The following is a 15,618-nucleotide window of genomic DNA, read 5'->3' on the forward strand; positions in this document are numbered from 1 at the left end:
CGAACGAGGCGATCGGCAGCGTCACCGCAGACGGTGCGTATGATACCCGCAAATGCCACGACGCCATCGCTGACCGCGGTGCCCATGCCGTCATCCCACCCCGCAAAAACGCTAAGTCGTGGAAGGCCGTCACCGCGGGTGCGGTGGCCAGAAACGAGGCCCTGCGAACTTCGAAATACCTCGGCCGCGCTATCTGGCGAAACTGGAGCGGATACCACCGCCGAAGCCGCGTCGAGACCAAGATGCACTGCGTTAAACTGCTGGGGCAGCGCCTCATGGCGCGGGACTTCGACCGACAGGTCGCTGAGCTTCAGGTCCGTATCGCCGTTCTGAACGGCTACACCGCCCTTGGCATCCCTGTCACAGAAGTCGTGGGATAAATCCGTCCGGGGAAAGGGGAACTCCGCTCAGAGACGGTTTTGTGCAACAGAGTCACTCACGAAGCCGGGACACCAAATACCCCTGAAACGCCGCCCGCAGGAAAAGTCCGCCATCGACGCGCAGCAAGCGAAAAAGGCTCCGAGGCAACTCGGCAAGCCGCCGTTTATCCAGCCTTGGCCGCCCCCGGTAGGACGACCGCAGGCGTTTTCAAAATCGGACATTGGTCGCGGCGTCAGATGCTTTGACGCTGTCGTCCGGCGTCAAACCCCGTGCCCAAGACGCGCCCTCAGCGACGCCACATCCGCCCTGAGCTCCGGCGAAATGCGCCCCTGCCGGGGGTGGTCCAGAATGCCGGTCAATAAGGATTCGTTGGGCATCGCCCGCCCGTGCCACGTCAGCCCCCGCAACACCGCCTCCGCCCCGGCGGGCAACCGCTCCGGCACCGCCTGTCCCGACAGTTCCGCCCAGACCCCGGCCCAGCAGCGCGCCACGCTCCACGGGTTGTAGCCACCCCCGCCGGACACGATCAGGCGCGGCGACAGCCCCCGCAACGCCCGCACCGCCAGACGATGCGCGTTGTTCGACAGCGCCAGATGCGCCAGAGGATCCTCCGCCAGCGCATCCGCGCCGCATTGCAGGTACACCGCCTCGGGCCGGAAATCCGCAACCACCGGCAGGATCATCTCCTCCAGCACGTACTGGAATTCCGTATCGTTGAACCCCCGCGCCACCGGCAGGTTGAAGGCCGCGCCGCCCGCGTCATCCCCCAGTAAACCGGTGAACGGCCAGCGCCGCGCCTCGTGGACGGACACCACCCGCACCACCTCGCTGCCCACGAAAGCCGCCTCGACGCCATCGCCATGATGCGCGTCGATATCCACATAAGCGACGCGCGACACGCCCATCTGCAACAGCCGCCGGATCGTCATCACCGGCTCGTTGAGGAAACAGAACCCCGCCGCGCGGTCCGCCATGGCGTGATGCTGCCCGCCGCCAGGGTTGTAGACGGCACCGCCCTGTGCCACCAGCTCCGCCGCCAGCAGCCCGCCCCCCACCGCCGTCGCCGGTCGGCGGTACATCTCGGGAAACACCGGGTTCGACAGCGTGCCCAGCCCATGCCTCTCGCGCACCTCGGCGGACACATCCTGCGCCGCCTCGGCGGCCTGCAACGCCGCGACATAGGCCGCACTGTGAAACCCCGTCAATGCCGCCGGTTTCGCGCGCGGAGACGTCCTGTACAGCCGATCCGGCAGCCACCACATCGCCCGGCACAGGTCGATCACCGCAGGCACGCGCTGGATGGACAGCGGGTGCTTCGGGGCGTAGATCGACCCCCGATAAATGGGCGAACCGATGAAAAGCGCTTCGGACATGGCCCGAAATCTAGCCGTTTTCTCCCGGCTGAAAAGATGCGAAAGATGATCGCAGCAAATACATTGCGACAGCATGTATACCACTGTATGCAATCCATATGACACCGACTCTCCCCTCGCCGCGCACCGTCCTCACCACCGCCGTCATGCTGGTCATCGGTGCCCTCGGCGGCGCGCTGGCCATGTGGCTCTCCCTGCCGATGCCATGGATGCTCGGCGCGCTGACAACGACCGGGATCGTGGCCCGCTTCGGTCCGCAAAAGCCCTTCGAGGGATACGGCTTCCCCATGGGCTTTCGCACGCTCTTCGTCAGCCTGATCGGGGTCATGATCGGCACGCAGGTTACCCCCGACCTGATCGCGCTGGCCCCCGACCTGACGCTGACCCTCGGCGCGCTGTTCCTGTTCGTGCCGCTGGCGCATATGGGCAACATGCTGATCTTTCGCCAGATCGGCGGCTACGACCGCCCCACGGCCTTCTTCTCCGGCACGCCGGGTGGCCTGATGGAGAGCATCTTCATGGGCGAGGCCGCAGGCGCGGACATCCGCGTCCTGACCATCCAGCAATTCCTGAGGATCATCCTCGTGATAACGGTGCTTCCCCTTGGCCTGACAGTCTGGACCGGGCACGCGGTGGGCAGTGCCGCCGGGCTGTCCGGTTCCGGACCGCAAGGCCACGTCAGCCTCGCGACACTGGCCGTCATCGTCGTCACCGGGCTGGCCGGCTTGCAACTCGGGCGTCTGATCCGCCTGCCCGCCGCACAGCTCACCGGCCCGCTCCTGCTGGCCGCCGCCGCGACCGTCACCGGAATCTTTGACCTGCATCTGCCCTACTGGCTGATCGCCCTGTCACAGCTTGTGATCGGCACCAGCCTCGGCCTGCGCTTTCAGGGAATCGACGGCAAGCTGCTGCGCCGCTCGCTTTGGTTGTCGGGGCTGTCGGTGGGCTACATGATGGCCGTGGGCGCGGGCTTTGCCGCCCTGCTGCACGCCGCCACCGGCCTGCCATGGCTGCACATCTTCATCGCCTTCGCCCCCGGAGGCGTGGCCGAGATGTCCCTCGTCGCCCTCAGCCTCGCCGCCAACCCGGCGCTGGTCAGCCTGCACCACGTCACGCGCATCCTGATCACGGTGGTCGAGATGCCACTGGCCGCCCGCCTGATGAAGCTGCGCCCCGAGGACCGCTAGCGCCACGCTGGAAACTTCAAAAGTTTCCGGCCCGAAGTGTATGCAAGACTTCGCGCCTCAGCCCTCGGCCTTCTCCGCCAGTTCCAGCCACTCTTCCTCAGCCGCCGCCACGGCGTTCTGCCGCTCCACCAGCGCCTCGGTGGCCTTCTTGAACTTCAACGGCTCCTTGGTGAACAGGTCCGGCGCGGCGAGGAACTCCTCCAGCTTGGCGATCTCCGCGTTCAACCGGTCGATCTCGCCCGGAAGCGCCTCCAGCCGATGCTTCTCGGTGAACGAAAGACCCTCTGCCGCAGGTTTCGCCGCAGGGGCAACCGCCGCCTCCGCCTTTTTCGCCACAGCCGCCTTGGCCTTCGCCGGAGCCGCCGCCTCTGCCTTCTGCGACTGGTAGTCCGACCAGCCACCGGCATAGACCACCGCGCGGCCACCGCCTTCCATGGCGACGGTCGTCGTCGCCACCCGGTCGAGGAAATCGCGGTCGTGCGAGATCAGCAGCACCGTGCCGTCGTAGTCGTCCAGCAGCTCCTGCAACAGGTCCAGCGTCTCGACGTCCAGATCGTTGGTGGGTTCGTCCAGCACCAGCAGGTTCGATTCCCGCGCCATGATCCGCGCCAGCAACAGCCGCGCCTTCTCGCCGCCCGACAGCGCCTTGACCGGCGCGCGGGCCTGCCGCTCGTCGAACAGGAACTCCTTCAGATACCCCACGACATGCTTCGGCTGGCCGCGCACCATGACCTGGTCGGAATGCCCCGACACCCGCATGTCCTTGTCCGTGGTCAGCGCATCCCACAGCGACATCTCCGGGTCCAGCTGCGCGCGCGTCTGGTCAAAGATGGCTGGCAGCAGGTTCGTCCCCAGCTTCACCACGCCCGCATCGGGCGCGATTTCCCCCATCAGGATGCGGATCAGCGTCGTCTTGCCCACGCCGTTCGGCCCGACAAAGGCCACCCGGTCGCCGCGCTGCACCAGCAGGTCCAGCCCCTTGACGATGGGCTTGTCCCCGAACGCATGGCTCACACCCGCCGCCTCGATGACCTTCTTGCCGGACTTCGGCCCCGAGGCCAGCTCCATCGCTGCCGTGCCCTGCCGCCGGATCTGCGCGCCGCGCTCGGCGCGCATGTCCTGCAACCGCCGCACCCGGCCCTGGTTGCGCTTGCGCCGCGCGCTGATCCCCTCGACCGCCCAACGCCCCTCGGACTTGATCTTGCGGTCCAGCTTGTGCCGGGCCATGTCCTCGTCTTCCCAGGTCTTGTCGCGCCAGGCTTCAAACCCCTTGAAGCCCGTCTCCTGCCGCCGCACCGCGCCACGGTCGATCCACAGCGTCGCCCGCGTCAACTCCTCCAGGAACCGCCGGTCGTGCGAGATCAGCACGAAGGCCGTCCGCGTGCCCTTCAACTCGTCCTCAAGCCACTGGATCGCCTCGATGTCCAGGTGGTTGGTCGGCTCGTCCAGCAGCATCAGCTCCGGCTCCTCGGCCATGAGCTTGGCCAGCGCCGCGCGCCGCCGCTCGCCGCCCGATGCCGTGGCCACAGGCCGCGCCGGATCGAACTTCAACCCCTCGCTGGCGCGCTCCACCCGGTACATCTCCGCCTCGGTCAGCCCGCTCGAGGCATATTCGCCCAGCGTCTCGAACCCCGACAGGTCCGGGTCCTGCTCCATGTAGCCGACCGTGACCCCCGTGGGCACGACCCGCTCGCCGCGGTCCGCCTCCACCAGCCCGGCCATGACCTTCATCAGGGTCGACTTGCCGGAACCATTGCGCCCCACCAACGCCACCCGATCGCCGGGCTGGACGTTCAGCGAAAGCGCGTCAAAAACGGGCTCACCCCCAAAGGTGAGCGAGATATCGGAGAGTTGTAAAAGAGGTGCTGCCATGATGCCTGCCAGCTATGTGGCGGCGCGGGCGGCGTCAAGCGGTGTTGCAAGCCGTCACCCGTCGCTTTGACCGAACGACCGCGCGACTCCCCTCCCTGCTTCTTCTTGGTCAAAATATCTCTGGAGGGGTCCGGGGGGGCAACCCCACCCCCGCGGAGGGGCGCCCCAGGAGGGGGAAACCAACCCCCCCCGCCTCCCCCCCCCCCCGCCCCCCCCCCCCCCCCCGCCCCCCCCCCCCCCCCCCCCCCCCCCCCCCCCCCCCCGGATCGCCTCCGAAGGAGGCGAAACCCTCCCCGCCACCATTGCCTTCACCCCGCCACCGCCCGCAAGGCCCGCTTGCGCGCCTCGGGGATCGCGGCGATCTCGACCCCGGTAAAGACATGGTGCGTGTTCATCTCCCGGTCGATCACCGCGTGGTCGCTGACCCGCCCCCCCATGGCGAGGTAGGTTCGCATCAAGGCCGGCATCTGCCGCATCCCCTGCGCGGCGTCTGCCGCGCCCAGACAAGCCGCCAGCCGAAACACCTCCGGCGCCTTTTCTCCCGGTGCCCAGACCTCGGGCGCACGGTAGCGCGCGCCCAGCAGCGCCAGCGCATCGCTGGACACACCCACATCCACCCCGGCAAACGACGCACAGCCAAACAGGAACGTCGCGCCCCGCGCATCCACATAGGCAGCCATCGCCCCCCAGGCCACGCGCAGCACGTCTGGATCATGTAACACAGGGTCCACGCAGAACCGCCCCAGTTCCACCATCGGCCCCGCCTGCCGCGCCAGTCGCGACAGGTCATAGACCTGCCCCGCGTAACCCGTCCCGATCTCTGACGCCTCCAGCGTCAACAGCCGATAACAACAGGCCAGCGCTCCCGACCGCACGTCCTCGACCAAAACGTGATCGCACACGGCGTCAAACTGGTCCTCGTCCAGCCCACCGCCGCGAAAGCACAGCCCGCGCAAGGCCTGCGCCGCGCCGATGTCTGCCGAAGATACGGCCATCCGCGCCCGGTAACGCCCACGCAAAAGGGGCTGCACTGCAGCCCCCTTCCCGACAGTTTCCGTTTCGGGACCCTCGCCCGTGTCGGCCATGGCTTACTGACCCAGCATATTGCCGAGGTTGATTCCGCCGATGTTGCCGAACAGCTTGCGGATAAAGGAAATGTCCCCGTCCGAGGTCTTAGTCACGCGGCGGGTCAGCGGCACCACGCGGCCATCCTCCAGCCCGTAGGTGACGATGTTGTCCACCACACCGGCGTCGTCAAAGGTGATCGCCACGATCTGTCTGTCGGTCACCTTGGGGCGCTGCCACGCAAAGTGCCGCACCTGGCTCTCGATATAATAGTAGCCCGAATTGTTCAGCACGCCCGAGGCATTGGGCACACCCACCACGTCCTCGACCGTCGCCCGCGTGTCGACGCCCGGCGTGATCTGTTGCAAGTCCTCCTCGGGCGGAACGTAGCCATGCGTGCGGATCTTCGCGGCACAGCCTGTCACACTCATCAGTGCGACAACAACCACACCCGCTTTCAGCACTTTCCCGATGCCGTGCATATTCCGGCCCCTCTTGTCTTGTCGCCCCATGGCTTTTAATTCGGATTAGAGAAGTTTCTCCCTCCAAGCAAGATCAGGAAACCCTGCCCCCATGTCCTCATCCGATTCCCGCCGCCCCATTGCCAACCCCCGCCTGCGGGTGGCCGAGATGCGGCAGACCGGAGAAACGCCCTTTTTGCTGGAACCCACGGCGGAGGAGCGCAGCGACCTGGCCAAGGGTCTCGACATCGAAGCGGTCCGCAAACTGCGCTTCGAAGGCCGCCTCACCCCGCGCGGCAAATCTGGCTGGGATCTCGACGGCAAGCTCGGCGCCACCGTCGTGCAGTCCTGCATCGTCACGCTGGAACCGGTCAGCACCCGCATCGACATGCCCGTGACACGCCGCTACGTGCCCGCCCAGCACCTTGGCACCTATACAGAGGGCTCCGAAACCGAGGTCCCCGAGGACGACAGCCTCGAGCCGCTGGGCGAGGTCATCGACCTCGAATCCCTCATGCACGAGGAACTGGCCCTGGCCCTGCCCGCCTACCCCCGCAAGGACGGCGTCGCCCTGGAAGAGGCGCAGTTCGCCGAGGATGGCGTAGCCCCCATGACCGACGAAGATGCCAAACCCTTTGCCGGACTTGCGGCCCTGCGGGAAAAAATGGACAAGGACGGCGACAAGGGCTGAGAATCCCCTTGCCATTTGATCCGTCCTGCGTATTTTCGCGCGCTCATGAACATGGCATGCCGAGGATGCCGGGACCGGTGCGAACGTCCCAAAGATCGGCACATCGCCAAGAGAGACACAGGCAGGCTTCGCCCCTGCAATTCGAGGAGTTGAGACATGGCTGTCCAACAGAACAAGGTTTCGAAGTCGCGCCGCAACAACCGTCGCGCACATGACGCACTGACCGCGGCAAACCCCAACGAGTGCACCAACTGCGGCGAGCTGAAGCGCCCGCACCACGTTTGCCCGTCCTGCGGCCACTACGCAGACCGTGAAGTGGTTGCACAGGCCAACGACGTCGACCTGGACGAAGACGCAGCATAATCGCTGACGTGCGGGGCCCCGCGGCATGACTTCCGTAAAGGATCAACAGGCCATGGGCTCCAAACGCGTGGTAATTTCGGTCGATGCCATGGGCGGCGACCGTGGGCCGGCGACAGTTGTCGCCGGCATTGCCGACTCTGCCGCCAAGAACCCGGACCTCGCCTTCATCCTGCACGGCCCCGAAGCCGGGCTGCGGGAGCTGGTGTCCAAACGCCGTGAACTCGACGGCCGCGTGACCCTGCGCGATGCCTCCGGCGTCGTGACCATGGACGACAAGCCGTCCCAGGTCATGCGCAACGGCAAGGGCACCTCCATGTGGTCGACCCTCGAATCGGTGCGCGAGGGAGAGGCGACCGTCGCCGTCTCCTGCGGCAACACCGGCGCGCTCATGGCGCTGTCGATGATCCGCCTGCGCAAGCTGCCCGGCGTCAACCGCCCCGCCATCGCGATCCTCTGGCCCTCGCGCAACCCGCAGGGGTTCAACGTGATGTTGGACGTTGGCGCCGACATCAAGGCGGACGCGCAGGACCTGCTGCAATACGCGCTGATGGGCGCCTCCTACGCCCGCAACGGCCTGCACCTCGACCGGCCCCGCGTCGGCCTGCTGAACGTCGGGACCGAGGAACACAAGGGCCGGGCCGAGCTGAAAGAGGCGCACGACCTGATCCGCGCTCAGGCAGATCATGGTAAATACGACTTCGTGGGCTTCGTCGAAGGCGGCGATATTCCCGGCAAGCGCTGTGACGTCATCGTCACCGACGGTTTCACCGGCAATGTCGCGCTGAAAACCGGCGAAGGCACCGCGTCGCTGATCGGCGACCTCCTGAAGGAAGCCTTCGCCTATTCCCCGCTCTCCCGCATCGCCTCGCTGCTGGCGCTGACCTCGCTGAAGCGCCTGAAACAGCGCATCGACCCGCGCCGGGTCAATGGCGGCGTGTTCCTCGGGCTGAACGGCACCGTGGTCAAATCGCATGGTTCCGCCGATGCCACCGGCGTCTCGGCGGCCGTGAAACTCGCGTTCCAACTGGCGCAGTCCGGCTTTGGCGAGCGCCTTGCCGCCCGTGTCGCGGCCACACTGGAAGAAACCGGCAAGTCCGGTGTTGCGTCTGACGCCGCAGGGCAGCAGGATGCCGCCGGACATAAGGACGTTAAGTAAATGACTGTACGCGCCACCGTCGTCGGAGTTGGCCACTACCTCCCGGAACGCATCGTCGAAAACGCGGTTTTCGCACAGGGGCTCACGGGAATCACCGAAGACACCATCCAGCTGGACACCTCGGACGAATGGATTCGCTCCCGCTCGGGGATCGAACGCCGCCACTTCGCCGCGCCGGGCCAGACCACCTCGGACCTTGCCACCCGCGCCGCGCGGGCCGCGCTGGACGATGCCGGGCTCGCCGCCGATGACGTGGACGCCATCGTCCTTGCCACCTCCACCGCCGACCTGACCTTTCCCTCCGCCGCCACCATGGTGCAGGCGCAGCTGGGCATGACGCGCGGCTTTGCCTTTGATGTGCAGGCGGTCTGCGCGGGCTTCATCTATGCGCTGGCCAATGCCAACGCCCTGATCCTGTCGGGTCAGGCCAAGCGCGTGATGGTCATCGGCGCGGAAACCTTCTCGCGCATCATGGACTGGACCGACCGTGGCACCTGCGTTCTGTTCGGCGACGGCGCGGGCGCGCTGATCCTCGAAGCCTCCGAGGGCGACGGCACCAATGCCGACCGCGGCATCCTTTCGACCGACCTGAATTCCGACGGTCGCTTCCGTGACATCCTTTACGTCGACGGCGGCAGCTCGACCGGCACCACCGGGTATCTGCGGATGGAGGGCAAGGAAGTCTTCCGCCACGCGGTAGAGAAACTCGCCGCCACCGCCACCACCGCGATGGAGAAGGTCGGCATGACCCCCGACCAGATCGACTGGGTCGTGCCGCATCAGGCCAATATCCGCATCATCACGGGCACCGCCAGGAAACTCGGCCTGCCGATGGAGCAGGTCGTGACCACCGTGCAGGACCATGGCAACACCTCTGCCGCGTCGATCCCGCTGGCGCTCTCCGTTGGCAAGGAACGCGGCCAGATCAAGCGCGGCGACGTCGTCGTGACCGAGGCCATCGGCGGCGGTCTCGCATGGGGTGCGGTAGTCCTGCGCTGGTAAACCGGCCCGTTTTCCGAAAATCGCTGTGCCTGCGCAGGTTGCAACCCGCGTTTTAACCGTTTCTTAAACCCGCTGATCCAAGCCATTGATATTGACTTGGGAATTGGCCCGCGCATAAGCTGCGGCCATGCTGCCGGGAGGGAAGTGGTCATGGGGGAAAAAACCCTTACGCGAATGGACTTGAGCGAAGCGGTGTTCCGCGAGGTGGGTCTGTCGCGCAATGAAAGCGCAGAATTGGTCGAGGCGGTGCTCCAGCACATGTCCGACGCGCTGGTGAGTGGTGAACAGGTAAAGATCTCGTCTTTCGGCACCTTCTCGGTGCGGGACAAGGCCGCCCGCGTTGGACGCAATCCCAAGACGGGCGAAGAAGTGCCGATCCAGCCGCGCCGCGTGCTGACCTTCCGCCCCTCGCACCTGATGAAAGACCGCGTGGCCGCGGGCAACAAGGGCTGAGGCCCGGACTGAATGCCGAAATCCCCCGACGCGTTTCGCACCATTTCCGAGGTCTCGGAATGGCTTGAGACCCCGGCGCATGTCCTGCGCTTCTGGGAGTCGAAATTCACCCAGGTGAAACCGGTGAAACGCGCGGGCGGACGCCGCTACTACCGCCCCGGCGACATGGAATTGCTGGGCGGAATCAAGAAGTTGCTGCACGAGGATGGGATGACCATCAAGGGCGTGCAAAAGGTCCTGCGCGAACAGGGCGTGCGCTACGTGGCGGGTCTGTCCCCTGCGGTCGACGGCGACGAACCCGTCGAGGACTACATCGAAGACGCGCCCTTTACCGAGGTTGAGGAACCCGTAGGCGAGGTCGTGGCCTTCCGCCAACCCGCGTCCGAACCGGAGGACCCCTCCGAACCAGAACGCGCCCCCCTCGATCTCGATGCTGAGGACGAAGCCCCCTTCCTCGACATGGCCGAGGAAGACGACTTCGCCGACGACCAGCCCGAAGCGCCCGATGAGGATCTTGCCGCATACGCCGCCGAAGCCGCCTTCGAACCCGAGCCGGACCCAGCCCTCACGACGCAGGCCGACGACACGGACACGGCGCCAGAGGACAGCCTGCCGGAACACATGGGCGCCGAGGACACCGATGACGACGCCCTCGAACCGCTGCCCCCTCTGGCTCCGATCGAAGACATGGACGAATCGGACAGCTTCGACACCCCGCTGGATAACGAGTACGCGCCCGACGACGCCCCCGTCGCCGAGGCCTTTGACGGAGAGGAGGCGCAGGACATGCCGGCCGCCGCGAAAATCGACCCGAACCAGGGCGTCTTTGCATTCGACACGCCCGAGGCCTTCGCGCCCGGTGCCGAAGACGACTCGGTCATCGACGACCACATCGACACCCACATCGGCGCCCAGCCCGATCCGGTGGCGGACCTCGAACCGCTCGACATCCTCGCCGAGCCCGAATCCGAACCCGAAGCGCCCATGGCCGCGCAGCCTGACGCCGAAGCGCCAGCCGAGCCCCTCGAAGACGCGGCATTTGACGGGTCCGTCGACGCGGGCTCTGCCCCGCAACCGGACGACGCGCTGACCGGTTTCGGCGACGCCCCTGAATTTGAGCCGGAATATGAACCGGAATTCAAACCCGGCTCTGACCCCGAACCGGCCCCCAGAGCCTTCGACGCTCCAGAACCGAGCCCCGAACCGGCCTCGGCACCAGCGCCCAAGGGCCTCGACCTGCCCGATTTCTCGCGCCCCGAGGAGGACGGCCCCTCCCATGTGGCCGCCGGTCTTCTGGCCCACGCGGCCCGCGCAAAACACCTCTCGACGGACGCCGCCGAGACCGTCGCTGCGCAACTCCCGGCCCTGCACGCCCGCCTCACCCGGCTGCGATCAAACGCCTTCTGAGCCCGCTCTGAAAACGCGAAAAATCCCTGTCGAAAGGGGTTGCGCGTGGCGGCGAATAGGATAAACAGCCCCAACAAGTCGGGCTATAGCGCAGCCTGGTAGCGCGTCCGTCTGGGGGACGGAAGGTCGCAGGTTCGAGTCCTGCTAGCCCGACCAAAATACCCCTCCATCCCTTTGGATGGAAACCGAAAACCCCGGCCCCCGCGCCGGGGTTTCGTGTTTTCCGGGCCGCTTTTGCCAACAAACACGCCCATTTGCCCTTCCCTTCCGTCACGCCATCGGTATGCAATCCCCTGCAAACAGGAGGACGGACATGACGGGCGTATTGGCCAGCCAGCAGATCGAAACGCTGATCGCCACGGGGGCGCTGTCCTCGGACACGCCCTTTGCCGATGGTCAAGTCCAGCCCGCCAGCCTCGACCTGCGCCTTGGCCACACCGCCTACCGCGTGCGCGCCTCGTTCCTCGCAGGCCATGGCCGCAAGATCGCCGACCGCATCCCCGAATTCGAGATGCATCAGGTCGACCTGTCCAACGGCGCCGTGCTGGAAAAGGGCTGCGTCTACCTCGTGCCGCTGATGGAACGGCTCGACCTGCCCGCCGACATCACCGCCATCGCCAACGCCAAAAGCTCCACCGGACGGCTCGACCTGCTGACCCGCGTCATCACCGACGGCGGCGAGGAATTCGACCGCATCGCGCAGGGCTACACCGGCCCGCTCTATGCCGAGATCTGCCCGCGCAGCTTCTCCGTCCTTGTCCGCCCCGGCATGCGCCTCAACCAGATCCGGTTCCGCCGCGGACAGGCGGTGCTCAGCGATACGGAGCTGCGCGCCCTGCACGACGCCGAAACCCTCGTCAGCGGCGGCCCCGCCGTGATCGACCACGGCCTCGGCTTCTCCGTCGATCTGGAACCGGGACCGCAAGGCATCGTCGGCTACCGCGCGAAACCGCACACCGGCGTCATCGACCTCGACCGCATCGGGCAATACGATCCGCTGGAGTTCTGGGAACGCCTGCGCACCGACCGCCGCCAGTTGATCCTCGATCCCGGCGCCTTCTACATCCTCGTCTCGCGCGAAGCGGTGCACATCCCGCCCGCCTATGCCGCCGAGATGGCCCCCTATCTCGCCATGGTCGGCGAATTCCGCGTGCATTACGCGGGCTTCTTCGATCCGGGCTTTGGCCATGCCGAGGCAGGCGGCGCAGGCGCGCGCGGCGTGCTCGAAGTGCGCTGCCACGAGGCCCCCTTTGTACTGGAACACGGCCAGACCGTCGGCCGCCTCGTCTACGAACGCATGTCCGAGGTGCCCGCCCAGCTGTACGGTCAGGGCATCGCCTCCAACTACCAAGGCCAAGGGTTGAAACTGTCCAAGCATTTTCGCGCCACCTGACACAGGCTGACCTCGCGACAATGCGGGAACCCGCAGGAAACCGCTCAAACACCGCCGGATAAAGCAGCAAACCGCCACCCGCCGTGGCGGTTTTCGCTTTCGCAGGAACCGTTTAGCCCCGTCGCCAGTTGTGGATGCAATGACGCCGCCGACACCGACCGGCGTTGACCACATCCACGAAAGGATACGACATGCTGAAGAAACTGACCCTCGCGACCGCCCTGACCGCCGTCTCAGCCGCGCCGCTGATGGCCGCCGTTGCGGCGTCGACCACGACGGAACTGAACCTGCGCGCAGCGCCCGGCCCGCAGGCCGAAGTGCTCGCCGTGATGCCGCAGGACGCCATGGTCGACATCGAGGGCTGCACCACCACCGACTGGTGCAAGGTCAGCTTCGATGGCACCGAGGGCTGGGCCTACAGCCCCTACCTCGTGAACACCACCACCCCCGAGCCCACCGTGGTTTACCAGAACATCGAAACCATGCCGGGCATCACCGTGATCGAGGGTGACAACACCGTCGACAATGCCATGGATGCCACCGCAGGTGCCGCCGTGGGTGCCGGTGCCGCAGCGCTTCTGGTGGGTGGTCCCGTGGCCATCGCCGCTGGTGCGATCCTCGGCGCGGCAGGCGGTGCATCCGCCCCGGACGAGCAGACTGTGACCTACATCTCGCAGAACCCGGTGGAGCCGGTCTACCTGAACGGTGAAGTCGCCGTGGGTGCAGGTATCCCCGAAGGTGTCGAGATCTACTCGGTGCCGGATACCGAATACGCCTATGTCAACGTGAACGACGCGCCGGTCGTGGTGAACCCCGAGAACCGCCGCATCGTCTATATCGTTCGCTAACCTGCGGATAACCTGACGGATTGGCCCCGCGCTTCAACGGCGCGGGGCCTTTTCTGTTAGGTACACATCTGATTGGCGCACAGGCCGGATCAGGAATTCCGCCGCGCCTCGCGCGCCGCCCGCCGCGCCTGACGCACCGCTTGCTGCTCCTGCCGCCGCTGCTGCTCTTGCGGGTCCACATCGAAATCCGAGGCCATCTGCTCACCACGCGGGCGCGCGGAGCGTCCCTGCCCCATCTGGCCCATCTTGTTCATGCCCGCGTTGACACCCCGGCTGACGAACTGCCGGATCACCTGGTTCACGATCATGCGCATGATCTGATCGAAATTCATCGCTGCCTCCTGTCGCGTCCTGCTGCGCGTGGTTTGACATCTCATATGGGGCGCGGGCGGCCAGATGCCACCGCGCCACCAAAACTCACCCCCGGGATTACCGGCGAAATACGACCAATTTCGGGCAGACCTGAAGGATTATCCTCAATCCTCGAACAGTTCGCTCTGGCCTTCGCCCGCTTCCAGATCGTCGGGGTCCTCCTCCTCGCGCTGCCCGCCGATGGGCGAAGGCCGGTTGTCCAGCAACCCCGCCGCCCGCAGTTCCGCCAGCCCGGGCAGATCGCGCGCCGATTCCAGCCCGAAATGGTCGAGGAAATTCTGCGTCACCACGAAGGTCACGGGCCGCCCCGGCGTCATCCTGCGCCGACCGAACCGGATCCAGTCCATCTCGATCAACTGGTCCACCGTGCCGCGCGACACCGCCACGCCGCGGATCTCTTCGATCTCGGCCCGCGTCACCGGCTGGTGATAGGCGATGATCGCCAGCGTCTCGACCGCCGCGCGGGAAAGCTTCCGCGTCTCCACCGTCTCGCGCTGCATCAGGTAGCCCAGATCACCCGCCGTCCGCATCGCCCAGGCATCGCCCACGCGCACCACCTGCACGCCGCGCCCCTCATAGCGCTTGCGCAGGTAGGCCAGCGCCTCGGCGGGGTCACAGCCATGCGGCATCCGGTCGGCCAGTTCCTTCACCGTCACCGGCTCGGCGCAGGCAAAGAGGATCGCCTCGACCATGCGCTCCTGCTCCACGATGGGCGGCGCGGCAAAGAGGCTGTCCATGGGCCGCTGATCGCGCGGGCCGCGCTCTTCCCCAGTGTCGACGACATCACTCATTCCCGGCCCTCCCTGCGCCGCAGCTGGATCGGGGAAAACGTTCCCTCCTGCCGCAGCTCCAGCTTGCCTTCCTTCGCCAGTTGCAGCGTCGCCGCAAAGGTCGCCGCCGTGGCCGAGCGCCACATGACCTCGTCCTCGCCCCAACCCTCTGGCAGGTATGACGAAATATCCGTCCACGTCCCGGCAAAGCCGATCATACCGCGCATCCGCTCCAGCGCCTGTTCCATGGTGAACACCTTGTCGCGGTCCATGACAAAGGGGCGGAATTCATCCTTTGTCCGGATGCGCGCATAGCCCTGCATCAGGTCCAGCAGCGTCGCCGTATAGACCACCTTGCGCACCCGCTGCATTTCCTCGGGGATGCCACGGGCAAAGAAATCCCGCCCCAGCTGGTCCCGCGCCATCAGCGTGGCCGCCGCCTCGCGCATCGCCTGCAACCGCTCCAGCTGAAACGCCAGATGCGCCGCCAGATCCTCGCCCGAGGGGCCTTCCTCCGACGGATCAGGCGGCAGCAGCAGCCGCGATTTCAGGAAGGCCAGCCAGGCCGCCATCACCAGGTAATCCGCCGCCAGCTCGATCCGCAGCGCCTTGGCCTTCTCGACAAAGGCCAAATACTGATGCGCCAGCGCCAGCACGCTGATCTGCCGCAGGTCCACCTTCTGCGTGCGCGCCATGTTCAAGAGCAGGTCGAGCGGCCCCTCGAACCCGTCCACATCCACGACCAGGGCCTCCGCCGCCACGCGATCGGCGACAGAGAGCGGCAGTTGCGGCTCTGTTTCAGGGGTCTCGTCGGCCATTGGGGG

Annotated in this window: 17 protein-coding genes and 1 tRNA gene; 11 read left to right on the plus strand and 7 right to left on the minus strand. The window is 66.4% G+C overall.

What is annotated here, in order from left to right; genetic code table 11:
- Window positions 1-380 (plus strand): transposase (locus ACP16H_RS03080; RefSeq protein WP_425070187.1); only part of this gene is annotated, 380 nt, incomplete at its 5' end.
- Between the two features lie 261 nt (window positions 381-641).
- Here the strand turns inward: ACP16H_RS03080 and ACP16H_RS03085 are convergent.
- Window positions 642-1,754, minus strand: coding sequence for an acetoin utilization protein AcuC (locus ACP16H_RS03085; protein ID WP_425070788.1), 1,113 nt, complete (start codon window positions 1,752-1,754; stop codon window positions 642-644).
- Between the two features lie 98 nt (window positions 1,755-1,852).
- Between ACP16H_RS03085 and ACP16H_RS03090 the strand changes: the two genes are divergently transcribed.
- The gene (locus ACP16H_RS03090) at window positions 1,853-2,941 is read left to right on the plus strand and encodes an AbrB family transcriptional regulator (protein ID WP_425070789.1); all 1,089 of its coding nucleotides are present in this window, start codon (window positions 1,853-1,855) and stop codon (window positions 2,939-2,941) included.
- Between the two features lie 57 nt (window positions 2,942-2,998).
- On the opposite strand, the gene ACP16H_RS03095 is transcribed toward ACP16H_RS03090, so the two are convergent.
- The 3 genes from ACP16H_RS03095 to ACP16H_RS03105 all read right to left on the minus strand — a co-directional run bounded on the left by ACP16H_RS03095 (window position 2,999) and on the right by ACP16H_RS03105 (window position 6,360).
- Window positions 2,999-4,816: an ABC-F family ATP-binding cassette domain-containing protein gene (locus tag ACP16H_RS03095; protein ID WP_425071122.1), complete on the minus strand. Its 1,818-nt coding sequence runs from the start codon at window positions 4,814-4,816 to the stop codon at window positions 2,999-3,001.
- 305 nt (window positions 4,817-5,121) lie between these two features.
- The gene (locus ACP16H_RS03100) at window positions 5,122-5,808 is read right to left on the minus strand and encodes a GNAT family N-acetyltransferase (protein ID WP_425071123.1); all 687 of its coding nucleotides are present in this window, start codon (window positions 5,806-5,808) and stop codon (window positions 5,122-5,124) included.
- A 93-nt stretch (window positions 5,809-5,901) separates the two neighbouring features.
- On the minus strand, window positions 5,902-6,360 hold the full coding sequence (locus tag ACP16H_RS03105; protein WP_425070790.1) for an outer membrane protein assembly factor BamE: 459 nt from the start codon (window positions 6,358-6,360) through the stop codon (window positions 5,902-5,904).
- Between the two features lie 91 nt (window positions 6,361-6,451).
- Here ACP16H_RS03105 and ACP16H_RS03110 point away from each other — a divergent pair, with 91 nt between their 5' ends.
- The 9 genes from ACP16H_RS03110 to ACP16H_RS03150 all read left to right on the plus strand — a co-directional run bounded on the left by ACP16H_RS03110 (window position 6,452) and on the right by ACP16H_RS03150 (window position 13,652).
- Window positions 6,452-7,030: a YceD family protein gene (locus ACP16H_RS03110; protein WP_425070791.1), complete on the plus strand. Its 579-nt coding sequence runs from the start codon at window positions 6,452-6,454 to the stop codon at window positions 7,028-7,030.
- 156 nt (window positions 7,031-7,186) lie between these two features.
- Window positions 7,187-7,393, plus strand: coding sequence for a 50S ribosomal protein L32 (gene rpmF / locus ACP16H_RS03115; RefSeq protein ID WP_425070792.1), 207 nt, complete (start codon window positions 7,187-7,189; stop codon window positions 7,391-7,393).
- 25 nt (window positions 7,394-7,418) lie between these two features.
- Entirely contained in the window at window positions 7,419-8,549 is a 1,131-nt protein-coding gene (gene plsX / locus ACP16H_RS03120; protein ID WP_425070793.1) for a phosphate acyltransferase PlsX, read from the plus strand.
- Window positions 8,550-9,551: a beta-ketoacyl-ACP synthase III gene (locus ACP16H_RS03125; protein ID WP_425070794.1), complete on the plus strand. Its 1,002-nt coding sequence runs from the start codon at window positions 8,550-8,552 to the stop codon at window positions 9,549-9,551.
- Window positions 9,552-9,701: 150 nt separating this feature from the next.
- The gene (ihfA, locus tag ACP16H_RS03130; RefSeq protein WP_425070795.1) at window positions 9,702-10,004 is read left to right on the plus strand and encodes an integration host factor subunit alpha; all 303 of its coding nucleotides are present in this window, start codon (window positions 9,702-9,704) and stop codon (window positions 10,002-10,004) included.
- Between the two features lie 12 nt (window positions 10,005-10,016).
- Window positions 10,017-11,411 carry a MerR family transcriptional regulator gene (locus ACP16H_RS03135; RefSeq protein WP_425070796.1) on the plus strand — a complete coding sequence of 465 codons (1,395 nt, stop codon included), beginning with the start codon at window positions 10,017-10,019 and terminating at the stop codon, window positions 11,409-11,411.
- A 79-nt stretch (window positions 11,412-11,490) separates the two neighbouring features.
- A tRNA-Pro gene (locus tag ACP16H_RS03140) sits at window positions 11,491-11,567 on the plus strand.
- Window positions 11,568-11,724: 157 nt separating this feature from the next.
- Window positions 11,725-12,804, plus strand: a complete 1,080-nt coding sequence (locus ACP16H_RS03145; protein ID WP_425070797.1) for a 2'-deoxycytidine 5'-triphosphate deaminase — start codon at window positions 11,725-11,727, stop codon at window positions 12,802-12,804.
- A gap of 191 nt (window positions 12,805-12,995) precedes the next feature.
- On the plus strand, window positions 12,996-13,652 hold the full coding sequence (locus tag ACP16H_RS03150; RefSeq protein ID WP_425070798.1) for a DUF1236 domain-containing protein: 657 nt from the start codon (window positions 12,996-12,998) through the stop codon (window positions 13,650-13,652).
- An 89-nt stretch (window positions 13,653-13,741) separates the two neighbouring features.
- On the opposite strand, the gene ACP16H_RS03155 is transcribed toward ACP16H_RS03150, so the two are convergent.
- The 3 genes from ACP16H_RS03155 to ACP16H_RS03165 form a co-directional block, all read right to left on the minus strand.
- Window positions 13,742-13,984: a hypothetical protein gene (locus ACP16H_RS03155; RefSeq protein ID WP_425070799.1), complete on the minus strand. Its 243-nt coding sequence runs from the start codon at window positions 13,982-13,984 to the stop codon at window positions 13,742-13,744.
- A 144-nt stretch (window positions 13,985-14,128) separates the two neighbouring features.
- Window positions 14,129-14,815, minus strand: coding sequence for an SMC-Scp complex subunit ScpB (gene scpB / locus ACP16H_RS03160; protein ID WP_425070800.1), 687 nt, complete (start codon window positions 14,813-14,815; stop codon window positions 14,129-14,131).
- On the minus strand, window positions 14,812-15,612 hold the full coding sequence (locus ACP16H_RS03165; RefSeq protein ID WP_425070801.1) for a segregation and condensation protein A: 801 nt from the start codon (window positions 15,610-15,612) through the stop codon (window positions 14,812-14,814). Before ACP16H_RS03165 ends, scpB begins: the two co-directional genes overlap by 4 nt.
- Between the last annotated feature and the right edge of the window lie 6 nt (window positions 15,613-15,618).

Origin of the sequence: Sagittula sp. S175 (assembly GCF_049800975.1) — a bacterium.
Lineage (GTDB): Bacteria > Pseudomonadota > Alphaproteobacteria > Rhodobacterales > Rhodobacteraceae > Sagittula.

Excerpts from the sequence above, each read along its gene's own strand:
- plsX (WP_425070793.1), top strand. The coding sequence starts at position 7,419 with ATGACTTCCGTAAAGGATCAACAGGCCATGGGCTCCAAACGCGTGGTA.
- ACP16H_RS03165 (WP_425070801.1), bottom strand. The coding sequence starts at position 15,612 with ATGGCCGACGAGACCCCTGAAACAGAGCCGCAACTGCCGCTCTCTGTC.
- ACP16H_RS03090 (WP_425070789.1), top strand. The coding sequence starts at position 1,853 with ATGACACCGACTCTCCCCTCGCCGCGCACCGTCCTCACCACCGCCGTC.
- ACP16H_RS03110 (WP_425070791.1), top strand. The coding sequence starts at position 6,452 with ATGTCCTCATCCGATTCCCGCCGCCCCATTGCCAACCCCCGCCTGCGG.
- ACP16H_RS03145 (WP_425070797.1), top strand. The coding sequence starts at position 11,725 with ATGACGGGCGTATTGGCCAGCCAGCAGATCGAAACGCTGATCGCCACG.
- ihfA (WP_425070795.1), top strand. The coding sequence starts at position 9,702 with ATGGGGGAAAAAACCCTTACGCGAATGGACTTGAGCGAAGCGGTGTTC.
- scpB (WP_425070800.1), bottom strand. The coding sequence starts at position 14,815 with ATGAGTGATGTCGTCGACACTGGGGAAGAGCGCGGCCCGCGCGATCAG.
- ACP16H_RS03150 (WP_425070798.1), top strand. The coding sequence starts at position 12,996 with ATGCTGAAGAAACTGACCCTCGCGACCGCCCTGACCGCCGTCTCAGCC.
- ACP16H_RS03135 (WP_425070796.1), top strand. The coding sequence starts at position 10,017 with ATGCCGAAATCCCCCGACGCGTTTCGCACCATTTCCGAGGTCTCGGAA.
- rpmF (WP_425070792.1), top strand. The coding sequence starts at position 7,187 with ATGGCTGTCCAACAGAACAAGGTTTCGAAGTCGCGCCGCAACAACCGT.
- ACP16H_RS03085 (WP_425070788.1), bottom strand. The coding sequence starts at position 1,754 with ATGTCCGAAGCGCTTTTCATCGGTTCGCCCATTTATCGGGGGTCGATC.
- ACP16H_RS03125 (WP_425070794.1), top strand. The coding sequence starts at position 8,550 with ATGACTGTACGCGCCACCGTCGTCGGAGTTGGCCACTACCTCCCGGAA.
- ACP16H_RS03100 (WP_425071123.1), bottom strand. The coding sequence starts at position 5,808 with ATGGCCGTATCTTCGGCAGACATCGGCGCGGCGCAGGCCTTGCGCGGG.
- ACP16H_RS03105 (WP_425070790.1), bottom strand. The coding sequence starts at position 6,360 with ATGCACGGCATCGGGAAAGTGCTGAAAGCGGGTGTGGTTGTTGTCGCA.
- ACP16H_RS03155 (WP_425070799.1), bottom strand. The coding sequence starts at position 13,984 with ATGAATTTCGATCAGATCATGCGCATGATCGTGAACCAGGTGATCCGG.